This is a genomic window from Flavobacterium sp. P3_A6, assembly GCF_056403035.1.
The window spans coordinates 71,202-96,651 of sequence record NZ_JBFUGG010000004.1 but is presented as its reverse complement, the minus strand read 5'-3'; the positions used below and the strand labels follow the sequence as shown (position 1 = coordinate 96,651).

The 25,450-nt window shown below is 36.8% G+C and carries 17 protein-coding genes; 5 read left to right on the top strand and 12 right to left on the bottom strand.

What is annotated here, in order from left to right; translation table 11 throughout:
* Positions 1-201: 201 nt before the first annotated feature.
* The 6 genes from AC1DVP_RS05720 to AC1DVP_RS05695 form a co-directional block, all read right to left on the bottom strand.
* The gene (locus AC1DVP_RS05720; RefSeq protein ID WP_477182565.1) at positions 202-1,083 is read right to left on the bottom strand and encodes an ORF6N domain-containing protein; all 882 of its coding nucleotides are present in this window, start codon (positions 1,081-1,083) and stop codon (positions 202-204) included.
* On the bottom strand, positions 1,083-3,170 hold the full coding sequence (locus AC1DVP_RS05715; RefSeq protein ID WP_477182564.1) for a type IA DNA topoisomerase: 2,088 nt from the start codon (positions 3,168-3,170) through the stop codon (positions 1,083-1,085). Before AC1DVP_RS05715 ends, AC1DVP_RS05720 begins: the two co-directional genes overlap by 1 nt.
* Positions 3,171-3,176: 6 nt before the next feature.
* Entirely contained in the window at positions 3,177-4,628 is a 1,452-nt protein-coding gene (locus AC1DVP_RS05710) for a DUF3945 domain-containing protein (RefSeq protein ID WP_100844390.1), read from the bottom strand.
* A 56-nt stretch (positions 4,629-4,684) separates the two neighbouring features.
* Complete coding sequence (locus tag AC1DVP_RS05705; protein ID WP_100844389.1) at positions 4,685-5,020, bottom strand: helix-turn-helix domain-containing protein; 336 nt, start codon at positions 5,018-5,020, stop codon at positions 4,685-4,687.
* Between the two features lie 489 nt (positions 5,021-5,509).
* On the bottom strand, positions 5,510-6,343 hold the full coding sequence (locus AC1DVP_RS05700) for an RteC domain-containing protein (protein ID WP_477182563.1): 834 nt from the start codon (positions 6,341-6,343) through the stop codon (positions 5,510-5,512).
* Positions 6,344-6,375: 32 nt separating this feature from the next.
* On the bottom strand, positions 6,376-8,805 hold the full coding sequence (locus AC1DVP_RS05695; RefSeq protein ID WP_477182562.1) for an aminotransferase class I/II-fold pyridoxal phosphate-dependent enzyme: 2,430 nt from the start codon (positions 8,803-8,805) through the stop codon (positions 6,376-6,378).
* Positions 8,806-9,026: 221 nt separating this feature from the next.
* Here AC1DVP_RS05695 and AC1DVP_RS05690 point away from each other — a divergent pair, with 221 nt between their 5' ends.
* The 4 genes from AC1DVP_RS05690 to AC1DVP_RS05675 all read left to right on the top strand — a co-directional run bounded on the left by AC1DVP_RS05690 (position 9,027) and on the right by AC1DVP_RS05675 (position 12,334).
* Positions 9,027-9,410, top strand: coding sequence for a DUF7793 family protein (locus AC1DVP_RS05690; RefSeq protein ID WP_477182561.1), 384 nt, complete (start codon positions 9,027-9,029; stop codon positions 9,408-9,410).
* A gap of 39 nt (positions 9,411-9,449) precedes the next feature.
* Positions 9,450-10,370, top strand: a complete 921-nt coding sequence (locus AC1DVP_RS05685; RefSeq protein ID WP_477182560.1) for a helix-turn-helix transcriptional regulator — start codon at positions 9,450-9,452, stop codon at positions 10,368-10,370.
* Positions 10,371-10,482: 112 nt separating this feature from the next.
* Entirely contained in the window at positions 10,483-11,961 is a 1,479-nt protein-coding gene (locus AC1DVP_RS05680) for a MauE/DoxX family redox-associated membrane protein (RefSeq protein ID WP_100844385.1), read from the top strand.
* A gap of 106 nt (positions 11,962-12,067) precedes the next feature.
* Positions 12,068-12,334, top strand: a complete 267-nt coding sequence (locus AC1DVP_RS05675) for a DUF6520 family protein (RefSeq protein ID WP_100844384.1) — start codon at positions 12,068-12,070, stop codon at positions 12,332-12,334.
* Between the two features lie 69 nt (positions 12,335-12,403).
* On the opposite strand, the gene AC1DVP_RS05670 is transcribed toward AC1DVP_RS05675, so the two are convergent.
* The 3 genes from AC1DVP_RS05670 to AC1DVP_RS05660 are packed head-to-tail and all read right to left on the bottom strand — an operon-like array spanning position 12,404 to position 19,525.
* On the bottom strand, positions 12,404-15,055 hold the full coding sequence (locus AC1DVP_RS05670; protein WP_100844383.1) for an alpha/beta hydrolase family protein: 2,652 nt from the start codon (positions 15,053-15,055) through the stop codon (positions 12,404-12,406).
* A gap of 7 nt (positions 15,056-15,062) precedes the next feature.
* Complete coding sequence (locus AC1DVP_RS05665; protein WP_477182559.1) at positions 15,063-16,481, bottom strand: RagB/SusD family nutrient uptake outer membrane protein; 1,419 nt, start codon at positions 16,479-16,481, stop codon at positions 15,063-15,065.
* Positions 16,482-16,498: 17 nt separating this feature from the next.
* Entirely contained in the window at positions 16,499-19,525 is a 3,027-nt protein-coding gene (locus tag AC1DVP_RS05660; RefSeq protein WP_100844381.1) for a SusC/RagA family TonB-linked outer membrane protein, read from the bottom strand.
* A gap of 600 nt (positions 19,526-20,125) precedes the next feature.
* Between AC1DVP_RS05660 and AC1DVP_RS05655 the strand changes: the two genes are divergently transcribed.
* The gene (locus AC1DVP_RS05655; RefSeq protein WP_100844380.1) at positions 20,126-20,362 is read left to right on the top strand and encodes a helix-turn-helix domain-containing protein; all 237 of its coding nucleotides are present in this window, start codon (positions 20,126-20,128) and stop codon (positions 20,360-20,362) included.
* 577 nt (positions 20,363-20,939) lie between these two features.
* Here the strand turns inward: AC1DVP_RS05655 and AC1DVP_RS05650 are convergent.
* The 3 genes from AC1DVP_RS05650 to AC1DVP_RS05640 all read right to left on the bottom strand — a co-directional run bounded on the left by AC1DVP_RS05650 (position 20,940) and on the right by AC1DVP_RS05640 (position 25,446).
* Positions 20,940-21,806 carry a DUF3943 domain-containing protein gene (locus AC1DVP_RS05650; RefSeq protein WP_100844379.1) on the bottom strand — a complete coding sequence of 289 codons (867 nt, stop codon included), beginning with the start codon at positions 21,804-21,806 and terminating at the stop codon, positions 20,940-20,942.
* Between the two features lie 287 nt (positions 21,807-22,093).
* Complete coding sequence (locus AC1DVP_RS05645) at positions 22,094-24,121, bottom strand: heavy metal translocating P-type ATPase (RefSeq protein WP_100844378.1); 2,028 nt, start codon at positions 24,119-24,121, stop codon at positions 22,094-22,096.
* A gap of 92 nt (positions 24,122-24,213) precedes the next feature.
* Entirely contained in the window at positions 24,214-25,446 is a 1,233-nt protein-coding gene (locus AC1DVP_RS05640; RefSeq protein WP_100845074.1) for an efflux RND transporter periplasmic adaptor subunit, read from the bottom strand.
* Positions 25,447-25,450: the final 4 nt, after the last annotated feature.

Below are 25,450 nucleotides of genomic sequence, written 5' to 3'. Positions count from 1 at the left end.
GTGCTCTATTTAAGAGTATGTTCTTTGGTGGCAAATGCGATTTATGTCTTATATGGTATAATGCTCGATGCACCGCCTATCTTTATTGGTTGTGCTATTGGAGTGTTACTTCATTCGTACAGGATATACAAAACATTAAGTGAAAAAGCATCCAATTCTCAAAACAAAACCCCACAATAATATATGGGGCAATATCTCAATTTAATTATTTAAAAGTTGAAGCATTCTGCCTACCTCAATATCCATTCTGGAAAATGCAAACCATTTTTTACCCAAGTCTTTCAATGATGCTCCGATATGGTAGAGTTTGGTATTATCAATTATGAGAAAACGATCGTGGGCATCCGAAAAAACTTCAACCTCAACCGGAGGATATTGGCTATTGTAACGTTGCACATCCAGCCGTAGCTGATTACTTATGCTTTTGGTATAGATTGTTGCGGTAACACTATTATTTCTCTTACCCAACAAGGTTAGCACAGTATCGTCTACATAATTATCAATAAGGATAATGGAACTTTGGGCACTGCGGATAATATCGGAAACAAAAGCATAGGCATCAAAAATTTGCCCATTATAGAAAATGCCCTTTTCACTGTACAACTTTCCGCTTTCCAGTGCCTTAAAGATTTCTTCAAATTTCTGGTCTGCATCTATCTGTTTCAGTTCAATCTTATCCAGTCGATGAAACAAGGCTGCGTTATTAACAAGTATCTTGCGCATTTCCACAAAGGCATTCATTATCTCGATGCTTACTTTTATGGCAATATTGCTACGGAGTACAGCTGAAAGCATCGCAATTCCTTGTTCGGAAAAAACATAAGGCAGATAACGTCTTCCCCCGTAATTCAAACTTGAGGTCACAAATTGTGACCTCAAGTTAATTGCATCAAATTCATCCTGTGTCAATTGAAAACAAAAGGATTCAGGAAAGCGGTCTGTATTACGCTTTACAGTCTGATTAAAGACTTTGGTTTCTACCTGATAAATCCTTGCGAGATCACTGTCGAGCATAACCTGTTGTCCTCTTATAGTATAAATGCGGTTCTCAATTTCCGGACGGGTAATGATAGAATCACTCATTATTTCTTCGGAAGTTTAGATTTTTCAAATTCAAAAGAGCTTTCGGCTTTCTCATTTAATACGATATAGGCATCGAATTTCTTTCCGGATTTGCTTTTCATCCCTTTGATGAGAGTAGTTTTTCTTTTGATTACAAGGTTTTCTATATCGGCTATACTGATTTGCACACCACACACATTTCGAAATTGTACCCAATTACAGTTCTCATCAGGACATTTGACAATTTTATCCCTTATAATCAGTTGCCTATTTTTGCATTTGGGACAGTCAAGCATAGCCCGATTTTCTTGTGCAATGGCAGTTTGCAATAATTCATTGGTAATTAATGCTGCATAGTTTTCCATTTCTTTTTGGAAAGCATATGCATTACTTTCGTTGTTTTCAATTTTCTGCAAAGTCAACTCCCATTCTGCAGTCATCGCTACGTCCGCAATCTTTTTATCTTTTATAAGTTCATAGACCTGTAATCCTTTACCGGTAGGTATCAGGGATTTATTTTCCCTTTGAATATAGTTACGGCTAAACAGGGTTTCAATAATGGTGGCTCTTGTGGCTGGTGTACCGATACCTATGCTTTTTAATGCCTTACGCTCTTCCTCGTTCTCTATTTCCTTTCCGGCAGTTTCCATAGCTGATAAAAGTCCTGCTTCGGTATAAAGCACGGGTGGTTTGGTTTTCTTCTCCAGGACCGAGGCATGTTTAATTTTGAGTTCATCATCTTTTTTCAGTTTGGGTAATTCCTGTAGAAGTTCGACATCATCATCTGAAAAACTGCCTTTAATGGAACGCCAACCTGATTCCAATATCTTACAGCCTTTCAATACAAAATCATAATGTAGAGCCTGTAAAGTAATATCGGTTATTTCTTTAGTACAGGCTTGGGAGGTAGCTTCCAGCAATCGAAAAGCAATCATATTGTAAACTGCATTTTCCTTTGCCGATAAAGCCGAAGGGATTTTGTCCGTAATCAGCAGACCATGATGATCGGTAACACGAAGATCATTCACGATACGTTTATTGAAATGTCCCCATTTCAGTTTGGTTACCGCTTGCTTGAAAGCTCCCATATTCTGCAAAGCTCTGATAAGGTTAGGAATCTCTCCCCACATATCTTCTGGAATGTATTTACTTCCGGTACGCGGGTAAGTAATAAATTTCTTTTCATACAAGCTTTGGGCAATGTTCAGGGTTTCTTCAGCTGTCAGGTTCAATTTTTTATTAGCTTCCTTTTGCAAACCCGTCAGGTCAAACAGCAAAGGCGGCTGTTCCGTCACGTTTTTGGTTTCTACAACGGTAACCGTAACTGTATTTTCATTTCTTTCGATTGACTTTAATATATCTTCCGCCTGCTTTTTATCTTCCCATTTGTTTTCGGAAAGGCTTTTAAAGTCTGTGAACTCTTTTGTATGGGACAACTGTATCTGCCAGTATTGTTGCACCGAAAAATTTCTGTTTTCCTGATAACGCTTACATATCAAAACCAGTGTAGGTGTCTGCACTCTTCCGAGCGAATAGTTGCCATTTCCTGCGGCAATACTCAATGCCTGCGAAGCATTGATTCCTACTAGCCAGTCAGCTCGGCTCCTGCCCTGTGCTGCCTGATATAATCCGTCAAAATCGCTGCCGGATTTCAAGTTGTCAAGGCCCTGTTTGATTGATTTTTCGGTGAGCGAGCTAATCCAAAGACGTTCAAAGGGTTTGTTACATTTGAGGTATTCATAGATATAACGAAATATCAATTCGCCCTCACGTCCAGCATCGGTTGCGACAATAATCTTTTCACTACGGTCAATGAGCTGTTCTATTACTTTCAGTTGCTTTAATGCTCCTGTATCTGCCGTATAGCCCTTGTCTTTTTTTGTCTTGCGAACGGTTAATAAAAAGGGATTGGGCAGTATTGGCAGAGATAATTTCTGAAATCCTGAAATTCCGTAATCTTCCGGCATACCCAATCCTACTAAATGTCCAAAAGCCCAAGTAACAAAATAGCCATTGCCTTTCAGGTAACCATCATTCTTTTCGGTGGCTCCTAACAAGACGGCTATTTCTCTTGCTACACTTGGTTTTTCTGCAATAACTACTTTCATCACACATTACATTTTACGCCCTTTGGATTTGGCAGGTGCTTGAGCTGCTTCTTGTTGTTCCTGCTGTTCCTTACTGTCGGGATTTTTTTGGCCTGATTTCAAAGGCTCTTTGATATTCTTGGTTGCTTCATTGGTTTTACCTTCTGAATTAACAGCTGTCTGTGTTTTGTATGCTTCGGTGGGCTTCGCCTGCTCTTTAACCTTATTCGGATTTTGAAAAGAGAAATCTGTTTTATTGGTTTCCTTGTTAAAGGTGATGTAACCATTATATTCCTTACCTTTCTTATCTACCAATCCGCTGACATAAACAGTTTGTCCGTCTTTGAATTTCTGATATTGCTCCTTATCCAGCTCTTTGTCCCTAAAGGTTTTCGGAACTTCCTGCGATTGGGCTTGCTGATTACCTTGCATCTGCTTATTGGAGTTACCCCTGTCAAACAGGAACTCTACAAAATGTTTATCAGCATTGAATTGTACGGTTGCATCAAACGCAGTTCCTTTTTTGGAAGTCATTCCTTCTATATAAAGTGGTTTGCCTTCCATTAGGATTTGCTTTTGTACATCATCTAGTTTCACGCCTTTGATCTCATCAGGGATTTTGATTTTGTCTGTTCGCAGTGCAACAAGCTCATTGGTAAGCCTGTCCACGCTGACAATGGATGGAATGCTCTCATTCGTTTTTGGATTGGTCAGATTGACTACACGACCCATATTGCCTGCCTGAAGCAGGTTGTCTTTATCTTCCTTAGTGAACTCGTGACCGAAAAAAGGAAAATTCAGGTTAGGTTCTTTGCGGATACCATGAATGGCAACCACAACCGCCCCTTCATCATTTTGTTGCAGAGACAGCCGTGCATCCATACGGGTAACAGCTGTGCCGAGATTAAGGCTTACAGGCACTAGCTCATTGGTTTTAAAACCTCTCAGTAAAGGATCAAGGAGGTTCATCTTTTCAAGTTTTTCTTTGTTCAGTCCGAGATTGTTCATTGTTTCCCAATCAATCTGTTCCGGTTTATAGCGGTACTCGCTTGTTTCCGATGTTGTCTGTTTTGTTTCCATACTATTTTTATTTTCTTGTTTATTATTTTTATCTAGTTCCGATTTTACTTCGTGTTGCTTCATTAGTTGTTCTCCTTCAAATGTTGGATGATCTAACTGTTTTTGCATTTCTTTTGCCATATTAATAGCCAATGGTACAGGGACTTTGAAGAACGAGAAATTGGTAGGGTTCTTCAACTGGCTGAAGAAATTAGAGAAGAAGTTGGAAAAGAAATCACCCTGCTTATCAACCCGCATAAACTGGTTCTGGTTCTTCTTTGTAGGGTCAACGGTTTCCAGCTTGCCATTTTCATCGATTCCCTTTACAGCCTGAATTTTCTTTTTCTCTTTATCCAGCACCAGTAATATCTCGGATAATTGTTCGGGAGATTGCGGTTTATCTAAAGTTTGTTCGCTCATAATTTGAAATATTTAAGTTCGATATCGAAAGTAAAAGAAGCTTCCACTGTTTTGCACTAAATGTCATTTATTGGCACTATTTGTCGCCCGTTGGCTTTTACTTTGGGCATGGAAGCGGTAAAACTTTCTCTGATGAACTGATGCACATCTGAGAGCTTATAATAAATTTTCCCACTAATTGTATAATAGGGAAGCTTGCCGGAGGAACGATAGCGCTGTAGGGATCGTGTACTTATCTTCAACATTTGCAAAATATCCTGATTGTCCAGTAGCTCTTCTCCATCAATAATAGCACTTTGATTTTTAGCCCCGCTTACCAATTCCATAAGGATGTCGAACCGCTCCATTATTCGCTCCATCCAAGCCATAAATTCTATTCTGTCAATATTCATGATCAATATTTTAAGTTCAATACACAGTTCATAGCAATTCTTTCAGATTGAGGTACTGTTTAATATGCCTATACAAAATTCATTTGCTTTTTTTAGATTTTATCCCAATGGCTTTCGTAGTTCCGAAAAATTTTAACATTTAAAATTCTTAAAGCCTCGGTTTTACTGGAAAATAATTCTCTAAAAAATGATGATTTCTTATTCGATTTAAAATATTCTCTTTTTAGGCCTCAATTATTTGAGTGATTCTGTCATAAAAGATGAATACAGTGATGATTTCTGTTTTAGATCGATATTGATTAGTCCATTTAGTGGCATTTATTGGATTTTATCCCAATGGCTTTCGTAGTACGAAAAAAATTAACATTTAAAATCTGTAAAAACCTTAATTTTTACTGGGAATTATTCTTTGATTGATTCTAGCAAAAAAAAAGCAGTATATCCTTTTAAATCAGGATTTACTGCTTGTGAGCTTTCGTAGTTACGACTTTACTCTTGGTCTTCTCTGTACATTTTTTGCTGTAGGTTTAGCGTTAATTCTTCCAGAAATTTTGTCTTACTGCTTTTACGTGCCTTGATTTCGGTGTAGGTTTTATAGATGTTATCCAGTTTGATGTTGAAAAAATCTTCAAAGGATGCTGTTATCGTATTAATATCTGCTGCACCATGATTGATTGTCCCATTAGAAAACAAGGCATAAATCAATTCTGTCAAAGCTGTTTTTGGTCCAGTCCATACCAATACTTTGTGTTTTTTTTCTTCAAATATTTCGGAATCATCGACTTTTAGTCTTTTTAATGCTTGTCGGATGTAATGAATGAATCGATACATTGCTTTTACTTTTGCCCAAAGCATGTCCTGCGATGTTGAAAATTCGGGAAACTGGTAGTAATCGGTCATCGGAGTAAATGGAAAATTATCCCGATGGTTTCTAGTAAAGAATTGATGGTCTAGGTAACAATATCCTTGTTCCATATAATGCACAAAATCGGCATTTCTATAAAAAAACTTATTAATTTTTCGCAATTCTTTCTGTAGAAATTGAACTTTATAGGTTTTACCCGCTTTGGGCATTCTTAGTTCACAGGAACGTACTTCTGTAAAATAAATCAATAAACTCATAGGAACGGGCTTGATATTTTTGAAAAAATCAATCTCTTCCGGAACGGTGTTGAAATCATTTTTATCAACCATCTCTTTTAAGTTCGTTAATGTTTTATTACACAAAACAATTCCGTTGCAAGCCTTATTCTGCATCGTTTCGTTTGCCTCTAAAATTTCATTGCAAACAGCATTAAATGATTCAATAGCTTTTTCAAACATCTTTTTTAATATTAGTTGTCAATATGCTTTCGTCATTTTGCAATTGATTTGTAATCATTTTGCAAAGTATTCATCAGTTCCATTGCATAATTGTCTCTTGCCTGAACATAGGCTACTTTTGGAATTATCGTAGCTCCTAATTTTCTTTTTTCAAAAGAAGCTGACACACCAAAGTCTATTTTTTGGAACTGCAACTCATTAGCTCTTTTTATAGTTTGAAACAATAATTGCCTGTAGAGCTGGTATTCTTTTGCCCATTTATAATCCATCCCTATTAATTCCGGAACATAAGTGTGATTGTTATTTTTGTAGCAAAACATAATTCCGACGAATGGGTTTTCCATTTCTGTTTTCAATGTTAATACTATGAACTCCCAATTCAGACTTTCATTCATGTTTTCAAAAATCTCTTGCGTATATCGAAATGTATTGATCGCGTAATTATTATCTTTTACATTATTGTAGAATTGGTATGCTCTTGCTATTTCTGATTTGCTTAGTTTGTCTTTTATTGCAACATCATAGCACTTTTCATAAGGCTCTATCTCTTTATTGAAATGTTTACGGGAACGAGGAGACAATGTTTCTGCAAACTCTTCATTTGTATGCCAACATTGGTTTTCAATCACACAGGATTCCGGCATGTCTATTTTGAAATATCCTTGGTCTACTATTGTTTTGTTGTAGCTATTGTCTTTTTCAAAATCTCTTAAAACTAACATATCTGCATTTAAGGCATTGTATTTTTCTTCTAATTTGTCCAATAGCAGTTTCACCGCTTTTTCTGCTAAAGGATGTTTTTGATTAATGAAACAGTGTTTGCCCTCTGTAAATAGAGAACCCATACCTAATACTTTTGAGGTGAGGTATAAAGGATTGGTTTTTCTTATTTCTTCCAAATGGATGGAGACAGATTCAGTAGCCAGCATATCGTCTTTCCAAAGACCGTATGTAAAAAAGGTCATAAGTATTACGTTACCTTCATTGTCTTTAATGCTGTAATAGTAAAAATCCCATTGGTTGGTTGGATCTAGATGTTGGCTAAATGTATTTTCTAAATAAACCATTCCTTCCCAATCGAAAATATTTTGCTTCCCCATGTATTGATTCCACTCTGATTTTATGATATTCTGAATGGTGTTTTTTTCTTCAATAAAAAGTTCTTGCACCTTTGATTCTGAAATATTTCCCACTATTTTACTGTCCATTCCAAAAGCACCTCTGATTTTGTTTTCGCTGTTATCAGTTTCTTCCAAAGCTTTAGGAAAATGAAATTCCATCGCTTCGGCTAAGGCGGTAATGTCCTGTTGCTGATTGTGACTGGATAACGTTATTCTTATTCCCGTATTCTTAATTGGGACAGCGGGATAAATTCCCAAATTCAGAAAAAACCCTTCATTGAATAATCGTTGAACAAAATTATATGCCGTTGCGGGTGTACCCATTCCCAGAAAGAAAACTGGCGAATCGTTTTTTGAAATTATTGGAAGGTTTCCTAAAGACAACAATTGATTAAAATAGCCAATTTTATCAGCCAAATCTTTTTGTTTCAATTCTATTTCTGGAGACAAATGAATGTCTGCAGATGCAATTGCAGCGGCCACTGATGCAGGTTCTAACTGAGCGGAAAAAGTTAACGGTCCACCAAAATTTTTAATTTTTTCCCGCAGTTTTTGATTCTTACAAAATAATGTTGCCCCACTGGCTCCAAAGGTTTTACTTAGTGTACTCACCACAATGCAATTTTCAGGTAATTCATTAATAGCTTCAAAAATAAAACCAGTTCCGTTTTTGCCTTTCCAACTCATTCCATGAACATCATCAAAATAAAGATTAAGCTGAGGATATTTTTGAGCTAAAGCTAATAATTCTGGAATTGGAGCATAGTCACCAAACATTGAATATACTCCATCTGCCATGTACCAGATTTTATTGCATTTGGAGGTTAGCTGTTTGATTTTATCTTCCAGCATATTCAGATTGCTGTGCCTAATCATTTCGACCGGAATTCCCCGCAGTTTTAAAAGCTGGCAGGCATTTTGAACACTCCAATGTACCTGATGATCTATTATTACGGCATCTTCATCCCTAATCAGAGTTGGAATAATTGCTAAATGTCCCAGCGTACTATTCTTGGTAATGATAGGCGGTATACTATACATTTGTTCGATTTTGCTTTCTAATTCATGGTATAGCGGATGTGAAATATATGATTTTGAAAGAGGAAATTGCGTGCCATAATCACGGATGGCTTGAATTGCAGCTTCTTTAAGTCTGCCGTCCTGTTCCAAGCCCAGATATCCTGTTGTGCCGAAATGGAACATTTCTTTTCCTTTAATTTGGATAGTTCTGCCTGTTAAAATTTTATCCTCAGCATATAAATGTAATATGCCTTCTTTCTTTGCGTTCGAAAAAACTTCATCCACAGTATCTATAAAATTATTGTGCTTGATCTTTGCCATTTTTTAGTTGTTTTAATCGTTATTTAAAAAAAGATTTATAAAAGTCACTATAAAAAATGAAAGTTATTTCATCTACTTCTTTAATACTCCCAAATTGACAAGTCAAATTCCCGAATTAACAACAAATACTACAAAAAGCAACAAATAATCCCAAATAGACAACTGCAATATTAATAAATGTTTATATTTTTGTTAAATTGTAAGACTTTAATTCATAGAACATGATTGCAGCACATGATCTTTATGAAAATGATTTTGCTCGGTTTTGGATAACCGATGGCATACTCTTTTTTGAATATAAACCAAATACTATTATTGATCTTAAGGTAGCCCGGTGTGTTGTAACCGATAGAATTCATTTTCAAAACGAGAGATCTTATCCTATTCTATGTGATATTCGAGGTGTCGTTGCCACTGAGAAAGCTGGAAGAGATCATTTGGCACAATCGGGCTCCATATTGACAAAAGCAGTAGCGCTTATTGTACATGAAAAAGTTTCCTTAATTATTAGCACTTTTTATGTAGAGATTAGTAAGCCTTCTGTACCTACTCAAATTTTCATTAAAGAAGATGATGCGTTGGTTTATCTGAAAAGGTTTGTTTAGGATTTAGTTTATTAAAAAAAGAATTAAGAGTTGAATCTTATGAAAAAAGCATACAACGAAGAACGTATTGTAACCATTCATCAAATGCTATTTGAGATGGCACGAGGCAATTTTAACAGTCACATTCCCTTAAGTTCCAATGATGAAGAATTGGAAACACTTGTTGTTTTAATTAATATGGTTGCGGAAGAAATGAAAGAGTCGATTTTTAATGTCGGCTATGTTAATGCCCATAGAAAACTTCAATTTATAGCTCAAAGTACACTTGTTTTGGACGCCTCTTTTTCTATCAAGAGCTTTACTCCTGAAATTGCTTATTTTTTAGGTTATTCGGAATCTGAATTGATAGACCTGCCTTTGGCGGGCATTATTACTACAGTTTCTTTGCAACAACTTCATGATGTACTCGATGCAAATGTTTCATTGCCTACAACTATTGCTTTAGATTTTAAACCTAATGAACATTTGCCTGTTTCTGTTTCCTGTACTATTGGAAGGTTAGTTAATAGTTCGGAAATTATATTAAATTTTGTTACTCCTGCCCGTAAAGATTCCTACATACCTTTAGCATACGAAAATGAAAACGAGAAACATAATAAAACTCGAAAGGAAGATGCCCTCTTGATTCAAAAACTTTATGACTATATATTGGCACACCTTGAAGAACCGCTTCCATCGCTAAAAGTGCTTTCATCTGAATTTGGTACTAATGAACATAAATTAAAAGATGGTTTTCGTCATTTTTTTAAGACCAGTATTTACCAGTTTTATAATGATGAGCGTTTGAAAAGAGCTTATTTTATGATTGAACACACTACGATACCTTTGAAAAATATATCGGTGATGAATGGCTTTAACGATTATCCCAATTTTTCAAAATCCTTTAAAAAACGATTTGGTTTTTCTCCATATGAAATAAAGCGAAATGAAACCGGTTCTACTTCTATACTGGAAGGTTAAATTTTACTTTTTCAAACTTTATCCGTTTTGACCAAGTTTTGCTCCCAATAAGACAAGTCTTTTGGCTTTTGAATTCAGAATTTTGCTATGTAGAACTAAAATCTATGAAGCTATGAGATTCAATATCAAAATACAGAACTTGTTTTTAGAGTTTATTTGTTTGCTCTATATTATACTTTTTGTCTATGCAGCAGTCAGTAAACTATTGGATTTTGAAAACTTTCAGGCTCAGTTGGGACAGTCTCCCCTTTTAAGTCCCTTTGCAGATTTTGTGTCTATTACAGTAATTGTTCTGGAACTGATTATTGCAGTTCTACTGAGTGTCCCTAGATTTAGATATTTTGCTTTATGTGCTGCAGTAGCCTTGATGAGTATGTTTACTACTTATATAGTTATCATACTGCACTTCAGTTATTTTATTCCCTGTTCATGCGGTGGTATTTTGGAAAAGTTAGGATGGAAAGAACATCTTATTTTTAATCTGGCATTCCTGTTTTTGGCAATATTCGCCATTTTATTGCGATCCATGAATAGCCGCATTCTGATTCGACTATCCTTATTAGTTTTAGGAAGTGTTTTGGTCATTACAGGATTATTTCTTTTCTCGGAAGACATCATGCAAAAGGAAAACCCTTTTATTAGACGCTTTCCACAAGCGACAGCAGCCAAAGTAGGCAGCATTGATTTAAGAAATACATCTTATTATGTTGCTGGTACTAATAAAAATAAAATTTATTTAGCCAATCGTTTGGCACCTCTCCAAATTCTTGAAATTGATTCCAATCTAAAAAGCAAAAAGAAATACACCATCCAATTGGACCGTGAGAATTTTAATTTTAAGGCAGTCGAGATTCGGATTAACGCTCCATATTTCTATGTAATTGATGGGACGGTTCCTGTCATTTACAGAGGTTTGATTTCCCACTGGAAAGCCAAAGTAATGATGGAAAAACAATTCTATTTTTCAGATATAGTCTTTATCAATGATGAGCAGCTGGCTTTTAGAACCCAAAAACCTCCGACAGGAGAAAATATTCTGGGGATTGCCAACAACTATGAGAATCCAAAAATCAAATACAATCCACAGGTTCTGCAAAAACAGATGGAAGGAATTTTTGATACCGATGGTACACTACAATATAGCGCCACATTGCATAAACTGATTTACACTTACTACTATCGCAACCAATATATTATTACAAAGGAAAACCTAACCGTTGAGCATCGTGCCAATACCATTGACACTACTACTAAAGCAAAATTAGAAGTGATAAAAATAAAACAATCCGGGGACATAAAATTGGCAGCACCACCGTATATGGTTAATCGTCACACAACAGTACGGGGTAACTTACTTTTCGTTAATTCCCTGTTACGAGGCAAATATGAAGAGATTGATGTGTGGAAGTATGCTTCTGTAGTTGACGTTTATGATTTGTCAAAACAGACTTATCTTTTGAGTTTTTACGTGTATGATGAAGAAGCGGGGCGAATGAAAAACTTTTTCGCTGGCGATTCAGCGATGTATATCCTTTCGGGACATTATATGCTGAAATACGGATACGGGAAAAGAATCCAATCCAAAATTTAGTAAAGTATATAAATATTATTGAAAGATACCGGCCGGTGACAGGAGTAACGATCGAAAACCTGTAGAAAAGAGTAGATCAAATTCTATTAATTTAAATTTTAACATTATGAAAACAACCATTTTAAGAGCCTTTATGCTGCCAATTGCAGCATTTGCTCTGGCCAGTGCTGGTGCAGTAAGTACTAACACTTCGGATGTAAGCAAAACAGATGTTTTGATTACAGCTTACATTCACAATCCACCTGTAGACAACTGTCAGGAAGTGAAGAATGTGGACTGTAGCCCGGGTTCCGGACCTGCCTGTCTTAGTGGGGGCTTTACAGCCTACGGTGGAAGTGAAACTTCTTGTAATCAACAATTGCACCGCAATTAGTAAAATCATTTTTCAATGAAGATAATGCAGTTTTTTTGAAAAACTGCATTATTTTTTTATGTTTATTCCCTATTCCGTTTCTTTTGATACTGCTTTAAATTCAGCTTCCCCTTTCAGCCAATAATCAAACCATTCCATCATTCGCTGACTGAGATTCTTCTGGTTTTCTGGATTCTCTAGTGAATGGTCTTCGTCAGGATAAACGTGCATCTGTGTTGGAACTTCCAATTTTCGAAGCGCTAGATAAAAGGCAATGCTTTGATTCCACGGAATAATCCTGTCATTTTTACCTGCCCATAGCAACAGCGGGGTTTTTACGTTTTCGGCGTGCATAATGGGTGAGTTGCTGACATATGCTTCCTTATCTTCATACAGCGATTTTCCAATGCGGAACTGCTGATTTTCAAATCGCCACATATCAGACTGAAAATAACCATTCCTGCTGATATTAAAGTAATAAGAAATGATGTCGCTCACTCCGGCTCCGGAAACGGCGGCTTTAAAAATATTGGTCTGCGATATGATGAAATTGGTTTCATAACCCCCGAAAGAATGCCCGAACAAACCGATCTTATCTTTATCCACCAATCCTTTGCCTGTAACCGCATTGACTCCGGCTGTTACACAATCAACGGCCGAACTTCCAGGATTACCCATCTGGTAGATGATATCGGGCATCAGCACAAAATAACCATTGAGCGTATAATTGGTTACATTAAACCCCTCCCTATTCAAGAAGCTGGGATTGACATACTGATGAAGTTCATCAGACATTACATCATAGATATGGACTACCATTGGATATTTTTTTGTTGGGTCATAATTGGCAGGATAGAACAGCGCCGCTTTTAGTTTTTGACCTTTACTATTGTAGTAATACAGTAATTCAGATTTTCCAAAAGAATACTCTTTTTGCGGTTTGTTGGACTGAAATAAAATTTTGGAAGCGGTCTGGTTTTTCCTTCTGAATTCCAATCGCGGCGACTGATTGAAAGTTTGAGTCTGGAAGATATAAGCACTGTTTTTACTCTTGCGGATTTCATCTATTTTACTGGCTTCATATACTATGGGTTGTTCTTTCGATTTATCATTGTAAATAAAATATCCCGTTGACCAGTTTTCACTATTGGTGGCTTCGAGCAGTAGGTCTTCGGATAGATCAAAAATGGTGGGTTTCCTTCCATCATAGTTACTCTGTGATCGCCAGTCATATTCAATGGGAGTTATCCTGTAAACTAGGTTTTTCTCGTATCCTCTGGTTAATCGCTTACAAGAAGAACCATCGATAGCCACCAGCCAGATATCATAGGCATCATACAATAAAACATTCTTTCCATCATTGGTCCAGCCCGGATTGCCATAGGCTCCAAATTGATGGGGAGCATCAGAAGTATTATAGTTGTCCCAGTGAATTGCAACTTTTTTGGTCAGGTTGGTATGTGTTTTTTTCACAGGATCATACAACCACCAATTACTTTCCCGATAATACAGTATTCTGTTGCTGAAAGGATCAAAGCCCATCTGGTTCAAATCAACGGATTGCTTTTTCAGTATCAGCTCCTTGGAACCATCCTTTAGATTGGTTAAATAAAAATCCGCTTCTTCATAATATTTCGATTGCAGGCCATAGGAAAACTTATTATATAAAACAGCATACTGCTGTTGTCCGCTCAGCATGATTGACGGTAGCTCGTCATCGCTGATCTGTAAACATAAACCCGTTTCAGGATACCAGAGAGCTACTTTGGGAATATCGCCCTCAGTCTGCTGCCGTTGTCTGTCTGCATAAAGCCATTTGTCGTTGCCGTGCCAAATTTCAGGCACATCCGGCTTTTCTAAATTAGGATCCTTCTTTTTGGCTAACATAAAAAAAACTTTTTTTCCATCGTCGGAAATGGCATATGTGGTCCTTTTAAAAACTTCCATATTCTTTGAATCCGCTTTAGAGGCATAATCCAGTGAGAAGAGCTTTTTATCAGCAATTCTATAATAATTCACGGTAACTTCCTTAGTAGCTGAATCTGTCTCCCGTAAAAAAGCCACCGATTTAGAGTCCTTAGCCCACATCAAGTTAAAAAAGTGACTGCCGTTTGCTTTTGAAACAGCAGTATGTGAATAGAGGGTAAAATGAATAATCCCTATCTCGCTATAATCCTTTTGACTCGAAGCATACACAATCGCATCCTTATCTGCATTTAACACATATTCAGAGATACCGTCAATACTGTCAATCACCTTACCATTTGGGTTGCGGATCTGCATCAGGCATTTTTCACCGTAACCTTTATTCAGGGTGATTATATATTGGCCATCCTTTGCCAGCTCATACCGCTTAACATTGTCATAAACCGCAATTTTGCCTGTGGGCAGCTCCATTACTTTTAGTTTTGAATCGGGAGCTAGAAAAGCAAAGAGTTGTTCCCCTCCAAAACGACCGTCATTTCCTTTTGGGAAAACATAGCTTTTATTTTTAGCGATGTTCTGCACAAATAAAGTATCACTGTGGTTTTCGTAACGCATCGCATAACTTGCCCATTTCCCTTGGTCAGAAATGGCTTTTACTTCTAGTGTTCCCCATCTCTGGTAATCGTTCTCGGTTAATGCCTTCTTTTGTTGTACCTGCCCCATACAGGGACAGGACAGTAACAAAAGAAGTGTAGCCAATACTAAACTCAAAATTTCGAAGTCAATTTTTTTTCTTACTATAAGCATTGCTTTCATAATGATTTTAGTATCCTGGATTTTGTGGATTCAGATTCGGATTGGAGTTCAATTCAAGGGCAGGCAATGGCCACAAACTATCGGTGGTATTCCAGCCAGTCTTAGAAGCAGACAAGGTCTCGTCAAGTTTTCCGGTTCGTTTCAGATCAAAAAAACGCTGCCCAAATTCAGTAAACAACTCAAACCGCCTCTGATTGAGAATATCGGTTATAATTTCTTCAGCGGTAACTGCAGTTGTATTGGTAAGTCCCGCAGTAGTTCGAATCACATTTAGATCCTCCTTAGCACCTATCAGATCGCCCTGATACGCTCTGGCTTCGGCGCGGATTAGGTATTGCTCAGCCAAACGAAACACTATAGAATATTCTACCGAGCTTGGAGTGGTGGATTGCTGTTTGTATTTAGAGGCATGGTACCAAGTTGAGACTCCGTCAGTCACTTCAGTTGTCCAATGTGTTTTTCTCAGATCACCCGCTTCAAAAGCATTTACAAAATCCGGTTTAAGCCCCACGACCGGTGGTGGACCAGAAGTAAAAATGTAAAGACTTCCCTCAGCAGTATTGCTGTCGGATGTGTTAGGCATAAATTGCCAGATTGTAGTGCGGCTTTCTTTTAGAAAGATTTTATCCAAATCCGTTTCCCAGCTATAGAGTGGATTATTAATCACAGAAGAGGCGGCATTGGATGCTTCAGGATACATTCCCATATACAAATAGACCCTTGCCAAAAGTGCTTTAGCAGTACTTCGGTTGGGAAGAATGCGCTCAGGCGAAACATAATCCTCTGATAGTAATTCAACAGCTTTGTTCAGGTCCATCAGAATTAGGCTGTAGATTTTATCGGCTGGCATTCTGGACACTTTGCTGTTCAGCAGATAATCCGTTGTGGTGATATAAGGAATATCGCCATAAAGATTTAACAGATAAAAATGAAGCAATGCCCTCACAAAGATAGCTTCCCCTTGCAACTGTTTTTTATTGGCTTCGGCAATGGATATGGAATTATCCAATCCTTCAAGAACTGCATTGGCGCTATAAATCTGGCTGTAACTCTTGTTCCAGATATCGTTTACACCTAGTTCACCAGGAAATAGCGAATTGGTATAAAAATTGCTTACGTCATATGCGTAGTAGTAGTCAAATTCATCGGCGTAGAGGCCAAGATTACAGGAAACACCATTTGAATTTCCATTTAACAAGCCGCCATCTCTCATTTTGGCATACAAACCCGCCATTGCGGCATTAGCAGTTCCTGCATCTTCGAACACGGTTTTGGCTGTCAGTTGTGAAGCAGGAAGATCCACTTCCACAAAGCTGTCGCAGCCAGCTAGTGTTAGACATACCGCTATAAGGAAACAACTATTAGCAGTCAATTCTTTAGCACTTTTATGAAGTAGCTTTTTAAAAATAATAAGTATATATATCATGGCTGTATGTATTAAGGTTAAAAAGTAAGCTGTACACCAGCCGTGATTATTCTTAACGGAGGCAGGTAGGCAGTATATTTAAATTCGGGATCACCGCCTTTGTATGGGGTAAATGTTAACACATTCTGTCCCAGCAGTGAGATTTTGCAGTGCACCCCTTTGATGGCCTGTTGTGGCAAGTCATAACTTAGTGCAACATTTTTTAATCGAATAAAAGAGGCATTTACAATGGAGGCATTACTGTCCAGATAATTATAATAGGCATTTACGGCATCCCCATTTTCACCTGATGTATTCATTTGAAAGGGAACTTGATCGCCTGCATGTTGCCATGCATTGGTCATATCCGAATTCTGATTAAAGAAACTTCCTCCAGGAACGCTGGGACTGTAGTCATAATTTTTCTGTTTTACAAATTGAAAAAGAAAATCCAATTGCCAATTTCCATATTGAAACTGGTTTTCTAAACCTCCGAAATATTTTGGAGTGAGATCCTCAATATTTTTTTTGTCTTCCAAAGAAGTAATCATTCCATCTTTATTGATATCTTCCACTTCATAGAGTCCGGTTTGCGGATTGACCCCATTTAACTGATATGTCTTTACAATGCTTGTAGATTCTCCGATAACATAGCGATTAGAATAAGTAGATCCTTCGAGTCCTGGAAAAGAAAGCAGTTTGTTGTGGGAAGCCGAGATATTAAAGTTAGTTGTCCATTTAAAATTTCTACTTTCAAAATTTAAGGTTCGCAGTGTAAATTCCAGACCCATATTTTGGACGGTCGCGTTTAAATTGGCATTAATAGAGCTGAATCCAGTGGTGCCAGGCAAAGGAATTCCCACCAGCTGATTGGACGATCGATTTCGATACCAAGCCAGCGTAAAGAATATTCGATCACTTAGAAGCCCCATTTCCAATGCAGCTTCCAATTTTTTATTGATTTCCCAACTAAAATCTGGATTGTAGAGTCGTGTAGGATCCAAACCTATTGCACCATTATAATTCAGACCTGAAGAAGTATAGGTATCCAAATACTGATAATCCCCTATTTGATCACTGCCCGAACTGCCGTAACTCGCTCTAAGCTTTCCAAAACTCAAAACGGTGTTTTCCTTGAGGAAATTTTCTTTCGAGAACAGCCAAGCGGCGCCTACAGCTCCGAAAGTGGCAAACTGCTTACCTGGACCAAATCGGCTGGAGCCGTCCCTTCTTCCTGTTATGTTCACAATGTATTTTTGATCCCAATTGTAATTGAGCCGCCCAAAAAAGGCTTGGTATTTATACAGAGTTTCATCGCTTACATAAATGGATTTTTGCGTGGCAGAAGCTATATCTGTAATCTGGCTGTTGCTGGCAAAACCATATCCGAACAGGTACAGCCTTGAAGAAGTTTGCTGCTGCGCAGTACCCCCCACCAGTATGTCAATTTTACTTATTCCAAAATCATGGTTCCAGCGAAGCTGCGGTTCCACAATCCATGATTTTCTTTGAGTATTGTTGGAAAACATCGATGAGCGGTTACTTCCCAATCCATAGGCAGGATCATACATCGTCGAAGGCAATAGTCGCTGTTCAGCATTCTTTAAATCCGTTAAGCCTAAGTTAGCCTTGAGTTCCCAACTGGGGGATATTTGATAGCTAAGTACGGTATTGGCAATAAGATCATTTGTTTTTGCAGTGGTGATGGCGCGAAGTGCTGCCAATGGATTTCTAAAGGTACTGTTTTCAAAATTCAGGTTACCGTCGGCATCATATAAAGCGGGGGCATTTGGAGCCAGATTTCGTGCAGTGCGGCTAATATCGGTTTCAGGCTGTAGATTGTCTTGGGCGGTATAGCCTGTTGAAAAAGTGAGTTTAAACTTTTTATCTTCACTCCTATGGTTCATGCTAAAATGAACAGCCGCTTTATCGTACTCAAAATCTCCCGGGAGTACCGTTGTTTCAGTGTGATAGGTACCACTCAACAGGTATTGAGTTAAATCGGAACCACCCGATACGGATGCCTGCATATTGGTGATTACCGCAGTACCGCCCAAAAGTTCCTTCTGCCAATCGGTATTGCGGTTTTGATCCCAGGTTCCATTAATGTCATACGCCCAATCGGGATATGTAGTAACACCATCATTGGCAAAACCCTGTCTTCTCATTTCCAGATACTGCTGGGTATTCATCAGGTCTATCATTTTGGTAACTTTTCCAATTCCTGAGGAGGCAGAAACTGTTACATTAGTTTTCCCTGCCTTGCCTTTTTTGGTAGTAATCAGTACCACGCCATTGGCACCGCGTGAACCGTAGATAGCCGTTGCATCGGCATCTTTTAGAACTTCTATGCTCTCAATATCGTTGGGATTAATACTGTTTAACGGACTGGTAGGTGTAGGTATTCCACTAGTAGTATTGCTGTATCCGATTACTTCCGACGAATACGGCACGCCATCAATAATATACAGTGGTTCATTGCCTTCTTCACGAAGACTGTTGAGTCCTCGTATCTTTATTTGAAACCCACCGCCGGGAGTTCCTGTGTCTTGCGTGATATCTACTCCCGCCATACGCCCCTGCATCGTGGCCAATACATTGGTAACAGGTTGTTTCTCGATGTCTTTGGTAGTTATTTTGGAAATGCTACCGGTGCGTTCACTGTTCTTTACAGAATAGTATCCCGCATTGATCTTGACCTCCTGAAGTTTGGTCGTGTTTTCCTGTAAGCTGATGTTGATTGTGGTGCGCCCTTGCACGGAAACCTGTTGCGTTCTGTATCCTATATACGAAAAAACTAAAATATCTTCTGGTGAGGCAGAAAGGGTGTAATGACCATTGTAATCTGTTACGGTGGCATTTGGTTTTCCTTTTATCGAAATGCTTACGCCTGCTAAGGGATTGCCACCATCGGTTACAGTTCCTTGAATTTTAAACTGTTGGATAGTTACAAGACTATGCCGTAGTGAATTGTTGGCTTGTAAAGGGGAAAAAGACAGGATGACACCCATTAAAAAAAGGAAACAAAAAGCCTTTCCACCCCTGAAAAATGAAAAATTATTCATAATATTGGGTTAGTTAAGTGAAACGTTAGTTAATTTAGCTACGGTCCTCTAGTCTAGTTTTGCCGACGAGTTAGAGGGCCATTTTTTTGTTGTACTGCTAAGGCACAAAGTTTTTTTGTGTTTTTTTGTGTTTTTTTTAATTCATTGGCAATTTTTTAAAAAGTTTTTTAAACAGGAAAGCCTACTGCCGTTGCCTGTTGCAGCCAGACGGTGGCAGTGTCTTTCCCTACTAATTCATTAATAATTAATGATATTGCGAAACTTAAAAAAAGAAGCAGTGCTAAGAATTGAAGTTGAGTTATGCCTAAATAATGGGCATAAAAAAATGGCATGGAACTCAGCTTACTGCATCAGAGGTACTGGTATACCGAGCAACAATAAGTGAGCCCACGCCATAGGACGTGAGCATCATACTTATTACCTCGTTGCTAAAAATTACCAGTTTTCTGATACGAGATTCTAAGCGAATGCTTCAATGTTTTATTTGAAGAATCGCAAAAATACATTTTTCAATGTAATCCAATTACAAATATATAACAATATTTCAAATATGTACTATAGTACATAACATATTAATCGTTTTTTGTTTCAATTTGACTTATGCATGAATCATTAGATGAAATAGAACGTTATGTTATCTCTAAAGTCAGAGAAATTAGAGAAACTAAAAATGTTACACAAGAAGAGCTGTCATTATCAATTGGTAAAAACATTACATTTATTTCTCAAATAGAAGCACCATCAAAAAAAGCCAAATACAATGTTGTACATTTGAATTTAATTGCGAAAGCTTTAGATTGTTCTCCAAAAGACTTTTGGCCAGATAAGGCGTTGTGAAAACTTCACTTATAGACATAAAAAGAAACTTTATGAACTTATTGTGATCATTTTATGGTTCGCAAAAAAAACAAATTGTAGGCAATTTGCTGAAATAAAGACGAATTCAATAATATAATGAAAGAAACAATAAATAAAATATTATTTCCTTTTAATTTCTTAATGATTGTATCCGGAGTTTATAAATTTCGGAATATATTTAGTGCGTGGGTTAGTAAAATAGAGTGAGATTTTTAAAATTTTATTCACTTTAACTGGTCTATTTTTACTATATAAATCTCATAAAACAATTATTTCATTTTTTTAAAAAGAGTTTAAGAAGTTGATAAAAAATTAAACATAAATAACAAAAACTAAAAATTGATCTTAATAAATACCACTACTAAAAAGATGCTATAAAAAGCATCTTTTTATTTTATAACGAATACTTGTCAAATCGGGAGTATTCGAATTTAGGATACATCATTACGGGAATCACCATTTTATCTTTGAGGGATGGATTGGTATGAAAATAATAGAGTTTGTTGAGTTCTGGTTTGTTGGGCTTTACTTGAGAGGGAAGCTTATTTCAAAAAAATTAAAAACTGGCCGAAAAACTAAGTCCCCATGTAGTATTTTTAGTATATGGATTGAATCCTACCGGAGCTACATTAAGTTGTGTTTTTACCTTTTGCTTGTAGCCGCAACCATCCATTATAGTATTAAATGGATCCATAAAAAATAAAGACGTTTTTCCTAAAAAGCGCGAATTTAAAACTCTGGAATCATTTTTAAGAATGCTTTTCTTCGCATAAAAAAATCCCTCACCCATTGCAGAACCAACAATAGGTGTAATAATTAAATCTTGCACTGAAGGAATCTCTGCAAAAGCTTCAACACCGTATTCCCAGAAGAAAGTTGACATTATAGCCGAATAAGTAAAGGATTCAAAGATATTAAAGCCACAACTACGAGCTGTCATATAGTACACCGCTCCAGCATAGGGATGGGTAACATAATTAAAAAAAAAGTTGTCACTATCTACTACAGGACCCGCTTTCACATTCTCTTTCCATTTGGCTGTAATTCCGTTTTTTCTCATTTCTTCTTTGTCCCATTTCGTTACGCTTTCAGGAAGCAACAATAAAACACCGTAAATAACAACAGTAGTACCTGCGAAAAGAGCGGTATTATATCCTAATTTTCTATAATCTTTTGTTGTAGGTGGATATACAAGGGAATCTTTAACATAAAAAGAAGAGTCTAATTGGAATGAATCCTCTTTGTCAAAAGGATAACTGTTAGTATTGTCATTTTCTAATTTATCAATACTAGAATTAAAAGTTAATAAAGAGTTGTCAAATGAGAATTGGTTAGTACTACTGGTGCTGATTTGTTGTGCAAATGTTGCAATTCCCATCAATGTAAAAAGTAAGCTGTAAATATTTTTCTTTGTTTGAATCATTGGTAATGTTAAAAATATTTTATTTAATATTGTTATCAGGTGTATATCTCAGATTTGACGTCTTTCAAATAGCATATAAAAATTTCCTGCTTAAATAGATTTATTTGAGCAGGAAAAAGTATTTATATGAATGCTATTATAGATCAACTCAATTTGTAAGTTTTTGAACCGTTATATCTGATTTTTTATTAATTATAGTTTGAATCCTTTTATTTTTTATTCGATTTGTTCTTTTCTTGAAATATTGAATGCTTCTCGTTGAAAAGAGCATTATTTTAATCGAATTTTTAAAACTTCATTCGTTGTATTCTAACTGCGTTTAAAATGGCAAGCAATGCTACACCTACATCTGCAAAAACGGCTTCCCACATTGTTGCCAAACCACCAGCTCCAAGAACAAGAACAATTGCTTTTACCGCAAAAGCCAAACCAATGTTTTGATAAACAATCTGCTTGGTTTTTTTACCGATGTTTATCGCTGTAAATATTTTATAAGGCTGGTCATTTTGAATGACAATATCTGCAGTTTCAATTGTTGCATCACTGCCTAAACCGCCCATTGCAATCCCTGCATCAGCAAGGGCAACTACTGGCGCATCATTTACGCCATCGCCAACAAAGGCAATTTTTAAGTTTTGAGATTTTAATTCCTCGACTTTTTCGACTTTGTTTTCAGGCAATAAATCACCATAAGCCTGATCTATATTTAACTCTTTTGCCACAGCATCAACAACAGCTTGTTTATCGCCTGAAAGCATTACTGTTTTTACATTTATTTTATGCAAACTTTGGATTGCTTGTTTGGCATCTTCTTTGATTTCATCAGCAATTAGAAAGTATCCTGCATATTTTTGATTGATAGCAATAACGATTATTGTAAATGGCGTATTGTCAATTTCAGCATCGTAACTGATGTTGAATTTCTTCATCAATTTTACGTTTCCTGCCAAGATTTCGTTTCCATCTACTCTGCCTTTTAGTCCGTGTCCTGCAATTTCTTCGACATCGGTAACGACTACACTTTTTTCAGCGCCTTTTGCATATTCAATAATAGCAGTTCCAACAGGATGAGTAGATTTGGTTTCGAGTGCCGATGTATATTTTACTAAATCGGCTTCGGGAATATCAACGGCTACAACTTTTTGAACTTTGAAAACACCTTTGGTCAACGTTCCTGTTTTATCCATTACCACTACTTGGATTGATGCCATTATATCGAGAAAAGTAGAACCTTTGAATAAGATTCCGTTTTTACTAGCGGAACCAATTCCACCAAAATATCCTAAAGGAATCGAAATTACTAACGCACAAGGACAAGAAATAACCAAGAAAACTAATGCTCTGTATAACCACTCTCTAAACACATAATTATCGACAAAAAGCATAGGTAACACACAAATTGCAATTGCTAAAAAAACAACTATAGGCGTATAAATTTTAGCAAACTTTCGGATGAATAGTTCTGTTGGTGCTTTTTTCGCTGTTGCATCCTGAACCATTTCCAAGATTTTTGAGAGTTTACTATCAGAATAGGCAGTTGTAACTTCCACCTGAACAACAGTATTTAGATTAATCATTCCGGCAAGAACAGTTTCTCCTTTTTGTTTCGTATCGGGTTTACTTTCACCCGTTAAAGCAGATGTATTTAAGGAAGCATTGTCAGAAAGTAATTTTCCGTCGAGAGCTAATTTTTCTCCAGGTTTTAATTGGATGATTTCGCCGATAGTAATTTCAGATGCTTTTTTATCAATAGTATTTCCATCTTTGATTACTGTAGCGGTATCAGGTCTTTGATCCAATAATAATTTGATGTTACTTTTTGCTCTTTGAACAGCTAATGTTTGAAATACTTCGCCAACAGCATAAAATAACATAACAGCAACACCTTCGGGATATTCACCAATGGCAAATGCTCCAATAGTTGCAATTACCATTAATAAAAATTCCGAAAATATTTCGCCATTACGAATGCTTTCAAAAGCTTCTTTTATTACAGGAAAACCCACAGGTACATAAGCTACTCCATACCAAGCAATACGCACCCATCCTGTGAACCACGATTGAGGAAAATAGTTGTCAAAACCAATAGCAATGAGTAATAACGCAAAACTTATTATTGCTGGCAAGAACAATTGAAAAGTAGACTTTCCTTCGGTTGAATGATCATGGTCGTGTCCATCATCGTCCGAATGATTTTCAGGTTCATTGTGAGTTGTACAACAGCCAGTTTGTTTGTCGGTTTTGTGATTTATTTTTTCTTCCAATGTGCAACAAAGCTGTTTGCCGTTTGCATCGTATTTGTGTTGGTGTTTCATTTTTTAGATTTATTAACCCATTAGGGTAATTAGTTTTTAAAATTTTAGTGAACTGCTATTTATAATAATTACACCAATGGGTTGATTACTCTTTATTCTTCTCCCTTGTTGGTTAATTTTGCATTTACAAAAAATGCACCTTTTGTTACAATTTTTGCATTTGCAGGAACCTCTTTTACCAATGTTATAGCGGTATAACCCATATTAGAAACGCCTATTGCTACTTCAATTTTTTCAAAATTTGTTGTTGGTTCCTTGCTTTTTGGTTCTTCGGATTTGTTTTCTTCTTCTTGTGGTTCTTCTTCCGCTTTTTTATCGGTTACAACGAAAATATATTCCTTTCCATCTGCACTTACAATGGCATCAGTAGGGACTGCGTCAGTAGTAACATTATTTAAACTTACAATTGCAGTTATATTCATTCCGTCTATTAGTCCCGTTTTATTACCTTGAACGGTAGCGTGCACAGGAATACTTTTACTGTCATTCTCAAAGGCTGCACCTATTGAATACACTTTGGCATTGTAATCTTGTCCTGAGTTATTCGTAATTCTAAAATGTATAATTTGCCCCACCTTTAGCATAGGCAAATCTTTTTCAAAAATATTCAAATCCAAATGCAGTTGTGAATTGTCTACAATTTCGGCAACTGGTGAAGACACATCAACATAACTTCCAATTTTGGAAAACACATTGCTTATGGTGCCAGTTATTGGACTGGTCACTGACAATGCAGAACGCAAATTACTATTGTTTAAACTATTTGGATTAATACCCATTAACTGAATTTGCTGTTGCAAAGAAGCGCGGCGAGTTCTAATTGATTTTAGTTCTGCATCGGCATTTTGATAGTTTTTTAATGCCCCCGCATTCCCTGCATTGAGTTCTTTCTGTCTTGCTAATTCTTGTTCGGCAAAGATTATTTTACTGGAAGTACTCAAATATTCTTCCTGCAATTGTATAAATTGTGGATTAGCTATTGTAGCAATTACTTGACCTTTTTTTACAAAATCACCTAACTGTACATTAATGGTTTTTATAACACCCCCGTACATTGAAGTGGCATTGGCTTTGTTATTGTTAGGCACTCGCAATGCGCCGTTGGCTCTGAGTGTTGCCGTTAATTGTTTTTGTTCTATAGTCCCGAATTGTATGTCTACCGTTTTTATTTGCTCGGCTGTGAGTGACGCGATTGTAGGAGCTGCTTCTTCTGTTGTTGCTTTTTGTTCTTCTTCTGGCTTAGTTTCGGTCTTACCGCAAGAAACAAGCAAAAGACAAGAGGCAAACAACAAAAGGGGATTCTTATATAATTTTAAAGATTTCATTTTT

Excerpts from the sequence above, each read along its gene's own strand:
- AC1DVP_RS05640 (WP_100845074.1), bottom strand. The coding sequence starts at position 25,446 with ATGAAATCTTTAAAATTATATAAGAATCCCCTTTTGTTGTTTGCCTCT.
- AC1DVP_RS05670 (WP_100844383.1), bottom strand. The coding sequence starts at position 15,055 with ATGAAAGCAATGCTTATAGTAAGAAAAAAAATTGACTTCGAAATTTTG.
- AC1DVP_RS05685 (WP_477182560.1), top strand. The coding sequence starts at position 9,450 with ATGAAAAAAGCATACAACGAAGAACGTATTGTAACCATTCATCAAATG.
- AC1DVP_RS05715 (WP_477182564.1), bottom strand. The coding sequence starts at position 3,170 with ATGAAAGTAGTTATTGCAGAAAAACCAAGTGTAGCAAGAGAAATAGCC.
- AC1DVP_RS05680 (WP_100844385.1), top strand. The coding sequence starts at position 10,483 with ATGAGATTCAATATCAAAATACAGAACTTGTTTTTAGAGTTTATTTGT.
- AC1DVP_RS05645 (WP_100844378.1), bottom strand. The coding sequence starts at position 24,121 with ATGAAACACCAACACAAATACGATGCAAACGGCAAACAGCTTTGTTGC.
- AC1DVP_RS05655 (WP_100844380.1), top strand. The coding sequence starts at position 20,126 with ATGCATGAATCATTAGATGAAATAGAACGTTATGTTATCTCTAAAGTC.
- AC1DVP_RS05690 (WP_477182561.1), top strand. The coding sequence starts at position 9,027 with ATGATTGCAGCACATGATCTTTATGAAAATGATTTTGCTCGGTTTTGG.
- AC1DVP_RS05700 (WP_477182563.1), bottom strand. The coding sequence starts at position 6,343 with ATGTTTGAAAAAGCTATTGAATCATTTAATGCTGTTTGCAATGAAATT.
- AC1DVP_RS05720 (WP_477182565.1), bottom strand. The coding sequence starts at position 1,083 with ATGAGTGATTCTATCATTACCCGTCCGGAAATTGAGAACCGCATTTAT.
- AC1DVP_RS05695 (WP_477182562.1), bottom strand. The coding sequence starts at position 8,805 with ATGGCAAAGATCAAGCACAATAATTTTATAGATACTGTGGATGAAGTT.
- AC1DVP_RS05650 (WP_100844379.1), bottom strand. The coding sequence starts at position 21,806 with ATGATTCAAACAAAGAAAAATATTTACAGCTTACTTTTTACATTGATG.
- AC1DVP_RS05660 (WP_100844381.1), bottom strand. The coding sequence starts at position 19,525 with ATGAATAATTTTTCATTTTTCAGGGGTGGAAAGGCTTTTTGTTTCCTT.
- AC1DVP_RS05705 (WP_100844389.1), bottom strand. The coding sequence starts at position 5,020 with ATGAATATTGACAGAATAGAATTTATGGCTTGGATGGAGCGAATAATG.
- AC1DVP_RS05675 (WP_100844384.1), top strand. The coding sequence starts at position 12,068 with ATGAAAACAACCATTTTAAGAGCCTTTATGCTGCCAATTGCAGCATTT.
- AC1DVP_RS05665 (WP_477182559.1), bottom strand. The coding sequence starts at position 16,481 with ATGATATATATACTTATTATTTTTAAAAAGCTACTTCATAAAAGTGCT.
- AC1DVP_RS05710 (WP_100844390.1), bottom strand. The coding sequence starts at position 4,628 with ATGAGCGAACAAACTTTAGATAAACCGCAATCTCCCGAACAATTATCC.